Origin of the sequence: Serratia sp. CY29653 (genome assembly GCF_052169255.1) — a bacterium.
Taxonomy (GTDB): Bacteria; Pseudomonadota; Gammaproteobacteria; order Enterobacterales; family Enterobacteriaceae; genus Serratia; species Serratia sarumanii.
Map to the genome: position 1 here is coordinate 838,351 of NZ_JBJNLC010000001.1, position 13,641 is coordinate 851,991.

The following is a 13,641-nucleotide window of genomic DNA, read 5'->3' on the forward strand; positions in this document are numbered from 1 at the left end:
CCCTGGCCGGCCCGATTAGCGAGCGCTAGGGCTTTTTGGCGGTCAGCACGGCGCGCAGGGGCGCCGGATAGCCTTCGATCGTTTTGCTGCGATCGTTCGGATCGAGGAATTCGGCCAGTGATTCGCTGGTCATCCAGTCGGTGCGGCGCTGCTCTTCGAGGCTGGTGACACACATATCGGCGATCTTCACGTCGACGAAGCCGCACTTCTCCAACCAGCATTTCAGCGCCTCGGCGGAAGGGATGAAATACACGTTACGCATCTGAGCATAACGATCGCCCGGCACCAGCACCTGGTGGCGATCGCCTTCCACCACCAGCGTTTCCAGCACCAGTTCACCTTCAGCCACCAGCTGGTTTTTCAGCTGATACAGATGATCGAGCGGCGAGCGGCGGTGATACAGCACCCCCATCGAGAACACGGTGTCGAATGCCGCCAATTCCGGCAATTGCTCGATGCCGAGCGGCAGCAGGTGGGCGCGCTGATCGCCGCCTAATAGCTTGCGCACCGCTTCGAACTGACACAGGAACAGCTGCATCGGATCGATGCCGACGGCGAGGTGTGCGCCGGCGCCAATCATGCGCCACAGGTGATAACCGCTGCCGCAGCCGACGTCGAGAATGGTGCGGCCGGCCAGTGGAGAAATGTGCGGCAGCACGCGATCCCACTTCCAGTCGGAATGCCATTCGGTATCGATATCGATGCCATACAGCGAGAAGGGCCCTTTACGCCATGGCATCAGGGTGCGCAGCATTTTCTCGATGCCTTCAAGCTGGCCCGGCGACAGGCCCGGCTCCATCTCGGCGCGCACGCCGTGCAGCAGATCGAGGCGGGTTGGGGTCAGCGTCGGCAAATGCTCGACCGAGTTGAACCACTGTTTGAATTTGCCGTGCAGCGATTCGCGTTGCCAGGCGCTCAGCTGCGCAGGCAGCGTGTCCAGCCAATGGCTGAGGGGGCTTTTGGCGATGCGTTGATAGAAATCACCGAACTCGATCATTGCGCATCCCCCGCTTTCAGGGCGATCAGCGAACCGAAGTTGAAGCATTGGAACCACACTTCGGCATGCTCGAACCCGGCCTGTTGCAGGCGCGCCTTGTGCGCTTCCACCGAGTCGGTGAGCATCACGTTTTCCAGCATGCTGCGTTTTTGGCTGATCTCCAGCTCGCTGTACCCGTTGGCGCGTTTGAAATCGTGGTGCATGTTGAACAGCAGCTCGCCGACTTCAGCGTCCTCAAAGCTGAACTTCTCCGACAGCACCAGTGCGCCGCCCGGGCGCAGGCCACGATAGATTTTCTCCAGCAGACGCAGGCGATCGGCCGGTTCGAGGAACTGCAGCGTAAAGTTCAGTACCACCATCGAGGCGTTCTCGATCTCGATGTCGCGAATGTCGGCTTCGATGACATCGACCGGCGTGTCGGCGCGGAAGGCGTCGATATGGCGGCGGCAACGTTCCACCATCGCCGGCGAATTGTCGACGGCGACGATATTGCAGCCGGGCACCTTGATATTCCGCCGCATCGACAGCGTCGCCGCACCCAGCGAGCAGCCCAGGTCATACACCCGGCTGTCGGGTTGCACAAAGCGCTCGGCCAGCATGCCGATCATCGAGATGATGTTGGAATAGCCGGGAACGGAGCGTTGGATCATGTCGGGGAACACTTCGGCGACGCGTTCGTCAAAGGTCCAGTCGCCCAGTTTGGCGATGGGGGCGGAAAAAAGGGTATCGCGGTTTGGCATAGCGGCAAATCAGTTCAGAATTCGAAGCTGCGTAGTCTAACAGAAAAGCGCAAAAAAGCGGAGCGGAAGCAGGCGGCGCGGCCGCCTGATGATAAAACGAGATCAGTGCAGGCTGAAAATCAGATCCCAGGGCAGATAGAAGATATTTGCCAGAACCATCAACAACAAAGAGATATAGGTCGCGGCCATGCCCGAACGGCGCCAGCGAACCTCGCGGTTGCGCAAACCGTAGTAATGCACCAGTCGCCCGGCCATCAGCATCAGGCCGCAAAGGTGAATCATCCAGATTTCCGCGCCGTTCATTTCCATAATCACCAGCAAGACGGCAGCAATCGGAATGTATTCAACGGCGTTGCCATGCACGCGGATGGCGGTCTGCAATTCGTAGAAACCGCCGTCGCCATAGGCTACGCGGTACTGCATCCTTAATCTGACTACGTCATAAGAGAGTTTGATCAACAACAATGCGCCGAGCACCACATAAAGCGCGCTTACCATTTTTAACTCCGTTCCCTAACCAAAACTGGCAGCCAGCATCATAGCCGTCATTGTATTCACTGTCGCGGGGAAATATTTGATGTTATTGGTCAGATTAATAGGTCAAAACAGTGCATCTTGTTCTGGCCAGTCCGGCGGCGCAGGCAAATCGGGGATCGCCAGCCGTAGCTGCTGCCAAATTTTTTGCGCCTGCTGGGGCGAATCGCCGTTGTCCGGCGTATGAATAAACAGATAGGGCTGATGCTGTTGCTGCCACAGCGGCAGTTTTTGCTGCCAGGCCTCGAACCAGCGCAGGTTGTCGGCCAATTGGTCACCGCCGATAAAGCGCACCAGCGGTTGGTCGGCGGTGACCAGAGCGTGCACCGGCAGCTTCGGCTTTTTCTGCTGGGCATCGCGCACGGCGGCGGTGTTGGGGGCGGCGTGATGCACCGGGCGGCTGTCGAGGATCACTCGATTGATGCCGCGCTGGTGCAATCCCTGATTCAGCGCACGCTCTTCCTCGCCCTTGGCGAAAAACGCCGGATGACGCACTTCTACGCCGTAGGTGAATTCCTTCGGCAGGCTTGCGAAGAACTGCCACATGCGCGGCAGCTCATCGGGGCCGAAGGCGGCGGGCAACTGCAGCCACAGTTGGCCGATGCGTTGATGCACCGGGCTCAGGCAGTGGTAAAACGCCTGCAGCTCGGCGGCGCAGTTGCGCAGGGCGGCCTTGTGGCTGATGTCCGACGGGAATTTGAAGCAGAAGCGAAAATCGTCACCGGTCATGTCGCGCCAGCGCTGCACGATTTCCAGCTTCGGCAGCGCGTAGAAGGTGGTATTGCCTTCCACGCAGTTGAAATAGCGGCTGTAATCCGCCAAATCACGCAGCCCGATGCGATTCCAGGCTGCATGTTGCCATTGCGGCAGTCCGATGTAGATCACGGCGTCGTCTTCCTTTACTTGTCCTTGGCTTATCAGGCTACAACTTAACGTTACCGCTCGAGCGCGGCAAGAATTTCGCCGGTGTCGCGCACCCGCGCCAAACGCGGGAAGATGTGTTCGAACGCGAAACGGTGCATTTCCGCGTTCTGCGCGCTGCAGACATCTTCGGCGATCACCAGCTCATAGCCATGCTCCCAGGCGGCGCGGGCGGTGGATTCCACGCCGATATTGGTGGATATGCCGCCCAATACCACGGATTTGATGCCGCGGCGGCGCAGCTGCAAATCCAGATCGGTGCCATAGAAGGCGCCCCATTGGCGCTTGATGACCAGAATATCGCTGTCGCAGACCGCCAGCGGCGCGGGAAACTCCCACCAACTGGCCGGCAAGCCGCCGGCGGGCGCGGGAGCCGGCTTGTCCACCGGCTGTTTCAGCGCTTCGGCGAAGGAGTCTGACCAGCCGACGCGCACCAGCAGCACCGGCGCGCCCAGCAGACGAAAACGGGCGGCCAGCAGGGCGGCGTTCGCTACCACCTGGTCGGCGCTGTGCGGGCCGCCGGCGTAGGGCAGAATGCCGTTTTGCAAATCGATCAGCACCAGAGCGGTGGTTTGGGCGTCAAGTTTCAGCATGGATTTCATCTCGTTGCGAAGTGGATAAAAACTGTTCGGCGCGCCGGGCGAGCTGCGTTCGGCGCAAAACCGGGGGAGAATCAGGCTACGTGAAAAAACTGTCGCAGGTTAATGGGAAATTTGTTAACCGATGTGTTGATTCGAGCAAAAACGCGCCATTTAGTGCAGTAACAATGCTGTGTTCGCACTTATCGGGCGGATGAATTTCCTTTATAATGACTCCCTTTTTTCAACACTCTTTAATCCAACGACCTATGCCGATTTATGAATATGCATGTGGTGCTTGCAACCATCGGTTAGAGAAATTGCAAAAATTTTCCGATGCGCCGCTGGCAGACTGCCCGGCGTGTGGGCAGCCCGCGTTGACCAAGTTGATTTCATCCTCCGGTTTCCAGCTTAAGGGCACCGGCTGGTATGCGACGGATTTTAAACCGGGTAACAAGTAGAATTTATCAGATAACAGCCGCGCGACAGGGGCGCAGTAGCCCGGCGCGGCATCGGCTGTGTAAAAGGATAGCGTATGCGTACTGAATATTGCGGGCAGTTGAATCTGTCCCACGTGGGCCAGGAAGTCACTCTGTGTGGTTGGGTCAATCGTCGTCGCGATCTCGGCGGCCTGATCTTTATTGATATGCGCGACCGCGAAGGCATCGTGCAGGTGTTCTTCGATCCGGACCAGAAAGTGGCGTTCGACAAGGCCTACGACCTGCGCAATGAGTTCTGCATCCAGATCGTCGGCACCGTGCGTGCGCGTCCGGACAGCCAGATCAATAAAGATATGGCCACCGGCGAAGTGGAAGTGTTCGCCCACGCGCTGGAGATCATCAACCGCTCCGAGCCGCTGCCGCTGGACTCCAATCAGGTCAACAGCGAAGAAGCGCGCCTGAAATACCGCTACCTGGATCTGCGCCGCCCGGAAATGGCCGAGCGTCTGAAGACCCGCGCCAAAATCACCAGCTTCGTGCGCCGCTTCATGGACAGCCACGGCTTCCTCGATATCGAAACGCCGATGCTGACCAAGGCGACGCCGGAAGGCGCCCGCGATTACCTGGTGCCGAGCCGCGTGCACAAGGGCAAATTCTACGCGCTGCCGCAGTCCCCGCAGCTGTTCAAACAGCTGCTGATGATGTCCGGCTTCGATCGTTACTACCAGATCGTCAAATGCTTCCGCGACGAAGACCTGCGTGCGGACCGTCAGCCTGAATTCACCCAGATCGACGTCGAAACCTCCTTCATGACCGCCGATCAGGTGCGTGAAGTGATGGAGAAGCTGGCGCGCGAGCTGTGGCTGGACGTGAAGGGCGTGGATCTGGGCGATTTCCCGGTCATGACCTTCGCCGAAGCGATGCGTCGCTTTGGCTCCGACAAGCCGGACCTGCGTAACCCGCTCGAGCTGGTGGACGTGGCCGACCTGGTCAAAGACGTCGAGTTTAAAGTGTTCTCCGGCCCGGCCAACGACGCCAAAGGCCGCGTGGCGGCGATCCGCGTACCGGGCGGCGCGCAGCTGACCCGCAAGCAGATCGACGAGTACGGCGCTTTCGTCAATATCTACGGCGCCAAAGGCCTGGCGTGGCTGAAGGTCAACGACCGCGCCGCCGGCATGGAAGGCGTGCAGAGCCCGATCGCCAAATTCCTCAGCGCGGACGTGCTGGAAGGCATCCTGGCGCGCACCGACGCGCAGACCGGCGATATCCTGTTCTTCGGCGCCGACAGCGTCAAGATTGTCACCGATGCGATGGGCGCGCTGCGCCTGAAGCTGGGGCGCGATCTGGCGCTGACCCAACTCGACAGCTGGGCACCGCTGTGGGTGGTTGACTTCCCGATGTTCGAAGAAGACGACGAGGGCGGCCTGGCGGCCATGCACCACCCGTTCACCTCGCCACGCGACATGAGCCCGGAAGAGCTGGCGGCAGCGCCGGTCAACGCCATCGCCAACGCCTATGACATGGTGATCAACGGTTACGAAGTGGGCGGCGGTTCGGTGCGTATCCACCGTAGCGAAATGCAGCAGACGGTGTTCAGCATTCTGGGCATTAACGAACACGAACAGCGCGAGAAGTTCGGCTTCCTGCTGGACGCGCTGAAGTACGGTACGCCGCCGCACGCCGGCCTGGCCTTCGGCCTGGATCGTCTGGTGATGCTGTTGACCGGCACCGACAACATCCGCGACGTCATCGCCTTCCCGAAAACCACCGCGGCGGCCTGTCTGATGACCGACGCACCGAGCTTCGCCAACCCGGCGTCGCTGCAGGAGCTGGCGATCAGCGTGGTAAAGAAAGCCGGTGCGGAACAAGAGAGCGAGTGATGAGTTACAAGCGCCCTGAATCTATCCTGGTAGTGATTTACGCGAAATCCAGTGGTCGGGTGCTGATGTTACAGCGGCGCGACGATACCGAGTTCTGGCAGTCGGTCACCGGCAGCCTGGAACAGGATGAGTCGCCGCCGCATGCCGCGCGGCGTGAAGTCATGGAAGAGGTCGGCATCGATATCGAAGCAGAGCATCTGCCGTTGTTCGATTGCCAGCGCTGCGTGGAGTTTGAACTCTTTGTCCATTTGCGACATCGCTATGCGCCGGGAACCACGCGCAATAAAGAGCACTGGTTCTGTCTGGCGTTGCCCGAGGAGCGCGATCCGGTGATTACCGAGCATCACGCTTACCAATGGCTTGAGGCGGCCGAGGCCGTGAAGTTGACCAAGTCGTGGAGCAATCAGCAGGCGATTGAAGAGTTCGTGATCAATTCAGTCCAGTAGTTTTTTTCGGAGATTTTTTATGGCAGGTCATAGTAAGTGGGCCAACACAAAGCACCGTAAAGCGGCGCAGGACGCCAAGCGCGGTAAAATTTTCACCAAGATTATTCGTGAGCTGGTCACGGCCGCCAAGCTGGGCGGCGGCGATCCGGATTCCAACCCGCGTCTGCGCGCGGCGATGGACAAGGCGCTGTCGAACAACATGACGCGCGACACCATGAACCGTGCGATTGCGCGCGGCGTGGGCGGCGATGATGATACCAATATGGAAACCATCATCTATGAAGGTTACGGCCCTGGCGGCACCGCCGTGATGATCGAATGCCTGAGCGACAACCGCAACCGCACCGTGGCGGAAGTGCGCCACGCCTTCACCAAATGCGGCGGTAACCTCGGCACCGACGGTTCCGTGGCTTACCTGTTCACCAAGAAGGGCGTGATCACCTACGCACCGGGCCTGGATGAAGACACCGTGATGGAAGCGGCGCTGGAAGCCGGTGCGGAAGACATCGTGACCTATGACGATGGCGCCATCGACGTGTTCACCGCCTGGGAAAGCCTGGGCGCGGTGAAAGACGCGCTGACCGCGGCGGGCTTCGAAGCCGAAGCGGCGGAAGTGTCGATGATCCCATCGACCAAGGCCGACATGGACGCGGAAACCGCGCCTAAGCTGCTGCGCCTGATCGATATGCTGGAAGACTGCGACGACGTGCAGGAAGTTTACCATAACGGTGAAATCTCCGACGAAGTGGCGGCGACGCTGTAATCCGGTAAAACGGGCGCCGCCGTTCGGCGGCGCCGTGCATGCAAGGTGGATGTAGATATGGCGATCATACTCGGTATCGATCCCGGCTCACGCGTCACCGGCTATGGCCTTATCCGCCAGCAGGGGCGTCAGTTGAGCTATATCGCCAGCGGCTGCATCCGCACGGTGGTGGACGACATGCCGACGCGGCTGAAGCTGATTTACGCCGGCGTCAGTGAGATCATCACCCAGTTTCAGCCCGATTTCTTCGCCATCGAACAGGTGTTTATGGCCAAGAACCCGGACTCGGCGCTCAAGCTCGGCCAGGCGCGCGGCGTCGCGATCGTCGCGGCGGTGAATCAGAATCTGGAAGTGTTCGAGTATGCGGCGCGGCAGGTCAAACAGACCGTGGTCGGCACCGGCGCGGCCGAAAAGGCGCAGGTACAGCACATGGTGCGCTCGCTGCTCAAACTCTCGGCCAACCCGCAGGCGGACGCCGCCGATGCCCTGGCCATCGCCATTACCCACTGCCACCTCAGCCAGAACGTGCTGCGGATGAGCGAAGGGCGGTTGAACCTGGCGCGCGGGCGTTTGCGCTGACGCAAAGCGATGATTGCTCAGGCTGGATATTCATCCAGCCTTTTTTATGTTATAAGCTTTACCAGCAACGGCATGGCAGGGCGCCATGCCCGGTCATTCTGCAGGAGGGTAAATGATAGGTCGTCTCAGAGGAAATATTCTGGAAAAGCAGCCGCCGCTGGTGTTACTGGAGGCGAACGGCGTGGGCTATGAGGTACACATGCCGATGACCTGTTTTTACGAGCTGCCGGAACTGGGGCAAGAGGCCATCGTGTTTACCCACTTCGTGGTGCGTGAAGACGCACAACTGCTGTACGGTTTCAACGACAAGCAGGAGCGCGCGCTGTTCCGCGAGCTGATCAAGGTCAACGGCGTCGGGCCGAAGCTGGCTCTAGCGATCCTGTCAGGCATGTCCGCGCAGCAGTTCGTCAGCGCGGTGGAGCGCGAAGAGATCACCGCGCTGGTCAAGCTGCCGGGCGTAGGCAAGAAAACCGCCGAGCGCCTGGTGGTAGAGATGAAAGACCGCTTCAAAGGGCTGAACGGCGATCTGTTCAACAGCAGCAGCGAGATCAGCCTGCCGTCCGCCGCCGCCAACGCGCCGGAAGCGGACGCAGAAGCCGAAGCTGTCTCGGCGTTGGTGGCGCTGGGCTATAAGCCGCAGGAAGCCAGCCGCATGATCAGCAAAATTGCCAAACCGGGCGCCGACTGCGAGACCCTGATCCGCGACGCGCTGCGCGCGGCTTTGTAAGGCCGCTAAGAGGTAGATAATGATTGAAGCCGATCGCCTGATCTCCGCCGAACCGATCAACGAGGAAGAAGTCCTCGATCGCGCCATTCGTCCCAAGCTGTTGAGCGAATACGTTGGCCAGCCGCACGTGCGCGAGCAGATGGAGATCTTCATCCAGGCGGCCAAGCAGCGTGGCGACGCGCTCGACCATCTGCTGATCTTCGGCCCGCCGGGCTTAGGGAAGACCACCCTGGCCAACATCGTGGCCAACGAAATGGGCGTGAATCTGCGCACCACGTCCGGCCCGGTGCTGGAGAAGGCGGGTGATTTGGCGGCGATGCTGACCAACCTCGAACCGCACGACGTGTTGTTCATCGACGAAATCCACCGTTTGTCACCGGTGGTGGAAGAAGTGCTGTATCCGGCGATGGAAGACTACCAGCTGGATATCATGATCGGCGAAGGGCCGGCGGCGCGTTCGATTAAGCTCGATCTGCCGCCGTTTACCTTGGTGGGCGCTACCACCCGCGCCGGCTCGCTGACCTCGCCGCTGCGCGATCGCTTCGGCATTGTCCAGCGGCTGGAGTTTTATCAGGTGGCGGATCTGCAGCACATCGTCTCGCGCAGTGCCGGCTGTCTGGGGCTGGAGCTGTCCGATGAGGGCGCCCATGAAGTGGCCCGCCGTGCGCGCGGTACGCCGCGTATCGCCAACCGCCTGTTGCGCCGGGTGCGCGACTTTGCCGAGGTGCGCGCCAACGGGGTGATCAGCGGTTCGGTGGCGGCGCAGGCGCTCGATATGCTCAACGTCGATGCCGAAGGCTTCGACTATATGGATCGCAAGCTGCTGCTGGCGATTATCGACAAGTTTACCGGCGGCCCGGTCGGGCTGGACAACCTGGCGGCGGCGATCGGCGAAGAGCGCGAAACCATCGAGGACGTGATCGAGCCGTTCCTGATCCAGCAGGGCTTTATCCAGCGCACGCCGCGCGGCCGCCTGGCGACGCAGCATGCCTACCGGCATTTCGGGCTGGAACGCGAAGCATAAGTTTGCCATCCTCCATACAAAAGGGCCGCATCTGCGGCCCTCGTCATATTCTGGTTCTGGCTTCAATCAAGCCTGCTGTTTTTTGAACAGGCTCAGCGTGAACAGCACGGCGGCGCAGAGCACTACCGAAGGGCCGGCCGGCGTATCGTAACACGCCGAGAAAGTCAGGCCGCCGGTGACGGCCACCATGCCGAGCAGCACCGCGACGCCGGCCATCTGTTCCGGCGTGCGCGCGAAGCGGCGAGCGGTCGCTGCAGGAATGATCAGCAGCGAAGTGATGATCAGCGCGCCGACGAATTTCATCGCCAGGCCGATGGTCAACGCGGTCACCAGCATCAGCACGGTGCGCGCCCGCGCCAGATTGACGCCATCGACGTGCGCCAGCTCCGGGCTGATGGTCATCGACAGCAGATCGCGCCACTGCCACCACAGCACCAACAGCACCACGGCGACGCCGCCGGCGATCATCATGATATCGCTCAGCGTAACCGACAGCAGATCGCCGAACAGGTAGGCCATCAGATCGACCCGCACGTTGGACATCAGCGCCACCACCACCAGGCCCAGCGACAGGGCGCTGTGGGCCAGAATGCCGAGCAGGGTATCCACCGAAAGCTGCGGGCGGCGTTCCAGCCACACCAGGGCCAGAGCCAGCAGCAGCGTAATGGCGATCACCGCATAGAAAGGATTGATGTCGAGCAGCAGACCAAAGGCGACGCCGAGCAGCGAGGCGTGCGCCAAGGTATCGCCAAAGTAGGACATGCGGCGCCAGACCACGAAGGAGCCCAGCGGCCCGGCGGCGCCGGCCAACAACACGCCGGCCAGCCAGCCGGGAAGTAACAGTTCGATCATGCTTCGCGGCTCCCGGTTTTCTTCAAGACAATTCTTCCCTGCAGGTCGTGGCGGTGATTGTGATGGTGGCGATACACCGCCAGCTGCTCTGCGCCGCGATTGCCGAACATGGCGATGAATTCGGGATGCATCGACACCACTTCCGGCGCCCCTGAGCAGCAGATGTGCTGATTGAGGCACAAGACCTCGTCGGTTTTCGCCATCACCAGATGCAGATCGTGCGACACCATCAGCACGGCGCAGCCCAGCTCTTTACGCAGTTGATCGATCAGATCGTACAGCGCCAGCTGACCGTTGACGTCCACTCCCTGCGTGGGTTCGTCCAGCACCAGCAGCTGCGGTTTGTTCAACAGCGCTCGCGCCAGCAGCACGCGTTGGTTTTCACCGCCGGAGAGCTTTTGCATCGGCTGGTCGAGCAGGTGGGCGGCGTGCACGCGCTTGAGCGCCGGCAGAATGTCGGCTTTCTTGACGCCGGGCTTGAGGCGCATAAAGCGGCTGACGGTCAGCGGCAGGGTGGCGTCGAGGTGCAGCTTTTGCGGCACGTAGCCGATGCGCAGATCGGGCTCACGCTCCAGCGTGCCGGCGGTCGGTTTGACCAATCCCAGCACCACGCGCACCAACGTAGACTTGCCTGCGCCGTTCGGACCCAGCAGCGTGAGAATACGGCCGGGTTGCAGGCTGAGGGAAATGTTCGACAGCACCTTGCGGCTGCCGAAGGCGACGGAGATATTTTTTAGCGTTATCAGTGTAGACATCTCGAGATTACAGGTTGCAGAACGAAGCGAATGTTATAATATCACGCCTTGTTGATGAAAACGATGGGATTACTGATGATGGCAAAGAAAAATAAATGGCTGCAGCGCACGCTGCTGGCCAGCGCACTGTTGATGGCCGGCCCGCTGAGCAGCGCTTCCGCGGCGGTGGTGACCTCGATTCGTCCGTTGGGCTTTATCGCTTCGGCCATCGCCGATGGCGTGACGCCGACCGAAGTGTTGCTGCCGGATGGCGCTTCACCGCACGATTTTGCGTTGCGTCCTTCCGATATCCAACGCTTGCGTTCCGCGGACCTGGTGCTGTGGGTTGGGCCGGACATGGAAGCGTTCCTGAACAAGGCGCTGGTGCCGATCTCGGCGACCCGAAAGCTGGCCATCAGCGAACTGCCGGCGGTGAAGCCGCTGCTGATGAAAGGCGAAGAGGACGACGGTCATGATCATGCAGGCGAAGCGCATAACCATGCCGATGACGATCATGGACATCATCACGGCGAGTACAATATGCACGTTTGGCTGTCGCCGGAGATAGCAAAAGTGACCGCGATCGCGATTCACGACAGATTGTTGGAACTTATGCCGCAAAATAAGGACAAATTAGACGCAAACCTGCGCCAGTTCGAGAATCTGCTGACGCAAACTGACAAAAATGTTGGTAACATGCTTACGCCTGTGCAAGGTAAGGGTTATTTTGTTTTTCATGATGCTTACGGCTACTTTGAGAAACACTACGGTTTGAGTCCGCTGGGCCATTTCACCGTCAATCCCGAAATTCAGCCTGGAGCACAGCGCCTACACCAAATTCGAACACAGTTGGTTGAGCAGAAAGCGGTATGCGTTTTTGCTGAGCCACAATTCAGGCCGGCCGTAATCAATGCCGTCGCCAAGGGTACCAAAGTGCGTTCCGGAACGCTGGACCCGCTGGGCGTCGGCATCGCGCTGGGGAAGGACAGCTACGGGAAATTCCTGACTCAGCTGTCAAACCAGTACGTGAGCTGCCTGAAGTAAAGCTTATGAGGATAATATCGAGTGCAGCAGATAGTCCGAACTATCGCTCTGGCGTATAACAACCTGCCACGGCCCCACCGCGTCATGCTGGGGTCGCTGACAGTCGTCACATTGGCCGTCGCTGTTTGGCGGCCTTTTGTTTACCACCCAGAACACAATCCCATCGCCAAGAGCGTCGAATTAGAATCCAGCCAGATGCGGTCATTGCTCCCCGAAGCCAGTGAGCCGATTGATGCCGACCAACCCACCCCCGATGACGAAATCCCGCAGGATGAGCTGGATCAGAAAGACGCCGGCGACGATGGCGTGCATGAATATGTGGTTTCCACCGGCGACACCCTCGGCAGCATTCTGACGCAATATGGCATCGATATGTCAGATGTCACGCTGCTGGCCTCGCAAAACCGCGATCTGCGTAATCTGAAGATCGGCCAACAGCTGTCGTGGACCGTGAACGATGCGGGCGATCTGCAGCAGTTGACCTGGGAAGTTTCCCGCCGCGAAACCCGCACCTATGACCGCGTCGGCAACAGCTTCAAAGAGTCGAAAGAGGCGCAGCAGGGCGAATGGCGCAACAACGTGATCAGCGGCCGGGTCAACGGCAGCTTTGTCAGCAGCGCCGGCGACGCCGGGCTGAGCCGTAACGAAATCAACTCGGTGATTAAGGCGCTGCAGTGGCAGCTCGATTTCCGCAAGCTGCGCAAAGGCGACCAGTTCTCCGTGCTGATGTCGCGCGAGCATTTCGACGGCAAGAAATCGCAAAGCCAGCTGCTGGGCGTGCGTCTGCGCACCGGCGGCAAGGATTACTACGCGATCCGCGCCGAAGACGGCAAATTCTACGATCGCCAGGGTTCAGGCCTGGCGCGCGGCTTCATGCGTTTCCCGACCATGAAACAGTTCCGCATCTCCTCCAACTTCAACCCGCGCCGCGTGAACCCGGTGACCGGCCGCGTGGCGCCGCACAAAGGCGTCGATTTCGCCATGCCGGTCGGCACGCCGGTGCTGGCGGTCGGCGACGGTGAAGTGGTGATCGCCAAGCGCAGCGGCGCAGCGGGCAACTATGTGGCGATCCGTCACGGTCGCCAGTACACCACGCGCTATATGCACCTGAAAAAGCTGCTGGTGAAACCGGGCCAGAAGGTGAAACGCGGCGATCGCATTGCGCTCTCCGGTAACACCGGCCGCTCCACCGGGCCGCACCTGCACTTTGAACTGTGGACCGGCCAACAGGCGGTGAACCCGCTGACGGCCAAGCTGCCGCGTTCCGAAGGGCTGGGCGGCAAAGACCGCAGCGATTATCTGGCACAGGTGAAGGAAGTGCTTCCTCAACTGCAGTTGGATTAACGTCCCCCTTTTTCCGGCGCTTCGGCGCCGCTAATTTC

The 13,641-nt window shown here is 60.2% G+C and carries 16 protein-coding genes; 9 read left to right on the forward strand and 7 right to left on the reverse strand.

Going from position 1 to position 13,641, the window contains the following annotated elements:
- Positions 1-25: 25 nt before the first annotated feature.
- From cmoB to ACJ8HN_RS04160, 5 genes are all read right to left on the reverse strand, one after another.
- On the reverse strand, positions 26-997 hold the full coding sequence (gene cmoB, locus ACJ8HN_RS04140; RefSeq protein ID WP_041035475.1) for a tRNA 5-methoxyuridine(34)/uridine 5-oxyacetic acid(34) synthase CmoB: 972 nt from the start codon (positions 995-997) through the stop codon (positions 26-28).
- Positions 994-1,737 carry a carboxy-S-adenosyl-L-methionine synthase CmoA gene (gene cmoA, locus ACJ8HN_RS04145; protein WP_033634856.1) on the reverse strand — a complete coding sequence of 248 codons (744 nt, stop codon included), beginning with the start codon at positions 1,735-1,737 and terminating at the stop codon, positions 994-996. Before cmoA ends, cmoB begins: the two co-directional genes overlap by 4 nt.
- Positions 1,738-1,839: 102 nt before the next feature.
- The gene (locus tag ACJ8HN_RS04150; RefSeq protein WP_004932387.1) at positions 1,840-2,235 is read right to left on the reverse strand and encodes an MAPEG family protein; all 396 of its coding nucleotides are present in this window, start codon (positions 2,233-2,235) and stop codon (positions 1,840-1,842) included.
- A 102-nt stretch (positions 2,236-2,337) separates the two neighbouring features.
- A complete protein-coding gene (locus tag ACJ8HN_RS04155; RefSeq protein WP_086581081.1) occupies positions 2,338-3,153 on the reverse strand; it encodes a DUF72 domain-containing protein in 816 nt (271 codons plus the stop codon).
- A 53-nt stretch (positions 3,154-3,206) separates the two neighbouring features.
- Complete coding sequence (locus ACJ8HN_RS04160; protein ID WP_033638510.1) at positions 3,207-3,785, reverse strand: hydrolase; 579 nt, start codon at positions 3,783-3,785, stop codon at positions 3,207-3,209.
- A 254-nt stretch (positions 3,786-4,039) separates the two neighbouring features.
- Here ACJ8HN_RS04160 and ACJ8HN_RS04165 point away from each other — a divergent pair, with 254 nt between their 5' ends.
- From ACJ8HN_RS04165 to ruvB, 7 genes are all read left to right on the forward strand, one after another.
- Entirely contained in the window at positions 4,040-4,231 is a 192-nt protein-coding gene (locus ACJ8HN_RS04165) for an FmdB family zinc ribbon protein (RefSeq protein ID WP_033632845.1), read from the forward strand.
- A gap of 74 nt (positions 4,232-4,305) precedes the next feature.
- The gene (aspS, locus tag ACJ8HN_RS04170; protein ID WP_103798460.1) at positions 4,306-6,090 is read left to right on the forward strand and encodes an aspartate--tRNA ligase; all 1,785 of its coding nucleotides are present in this window, start codon (positions 4,306-4,308) and stop codon (positions 6,088-6,090) included.
- A complete protein-coding gene (gene nudB / locus ACJ8HN_RS04175) occupies positions 6,090-6,536 on the forward strand; it encodes a dihydroneopterin triphosphate diphosphatase (RefSeq protein ID WP_004932373.1) in 447 nt (148 codons plus the stop codon). Before aspS ends, nudB begins: the two co-directional genes overlap by 1 nt.
- Positions 6,537-6,555: 19 nt before the next feature.
- On the forward strand, positions 6,556-7,299 hold the full coding sequence (locus ACJ8HN_RS04180) for a YebC/PmpR family DNA-binding transcriptional regulator (RefSeq protein WP_033647638.1): 744 nt from the start codon (positions 6,556-6,558) through the stop codon (positions 7,297-7,299).
- 57 nt (positions 7,300-7,356) lie between these two features.
- Entirely contained in the window at positions 7,357-7,878 is a 522-nt protein-coding gene (gene ruvC / locus ACJ8HN_RS04185; protein ID WP_004932367.1) for a crossover junction endodeoxyribonuclease RuvC, read from the forward strand.
- Positions 7,879-7,990: 112 nt separating this feature from the next.
- On the forward strand, positions 7,991-8,605 hold the full coding sequence (ruvA, locus tag ACJ8HN_RS04190; protein ID WP_033634852.1) for a Holliday junction branch migration protein RuvA: 615 nt from the start codon (positions 7,991-7,993) through the stop codon (positions 8,603-8,605).
- A 19-nt stretch (positions 8,606-8,624) separates the two neighbouring features.
- Positions 8,625-9,629 (forward strand): Holliday junction branch migration DNA helicase RuvB, encoded by a 1,005-nt coding sequence (ruvB, locus tag ACJ8HN_RS04195; RefSeq protein ID WP_442517626.1) that lies wholly within the window; start codon positions 8,625-8,627, stop codon positions 9,627-9,629.
- Positions 9,630-9,695: 66 nt separating this feature from the next.
- On the opposite strand, the gene znuB is transcribed toward ruvB, so the two are convergent.
- The gene (gene znuB, locus ACJ8HN_RS04200; protein ID WP_033647637.1) at positions 9,696-10,481 is read right to left on the reverse strand and encodes a zinc ABC transporter permease subunit ZnuB; all 786 of its coding nucleotides are present in this window, start codon (positions 10,479-10,481) and stop codon (positions 9,696-9,698) included.
- Entirely contained in the window at positions 10,478-11,236 is a 759-nt protein-coding gene (gene znuC, locus ACJ8HN_RS04205; RefSeq protein ID WP_004932357.1) for a zinc ABC transporter ATP-binding protein ZnuC, read from the reverse strand. The genes znuB and znuC overlap by 4 nt, the downstream gene beginning before the upstream one ends.
- A 78-nt stretch (positions 11,237-11,314) precedes the next feature.
- Between znuC and znuA the strand changes: the two genes are divergently transcribed.
- Together znuA and mepM are read left to right on the forward strand one after the other, a co-directional pair.
- A complete protein-coding gene (gene znuA, locus ACJ8HN_RS04210) occupies positions 11,315-12,259 on the forward strand; it encodes a zinc ABC transporter substrate-binding protein ZnuA (protein ID WP_442523550.1) in 945 nt (314 codons plus the stop codon).
- Positions 12,260-12,280: 21 nt separating this feature from the next.
- Entirely contained in the window at positions 12,281-13,603 is a 1,323-nt protein-coding gene (gene mepM / locus ACJ8HN_RS04215; protein WP_442523104.1) for a murein DD-endopeptidase MepM, read from the forward strand.
- Positions 13,604-13,641 lie beyond the last annotated feature (38 nt).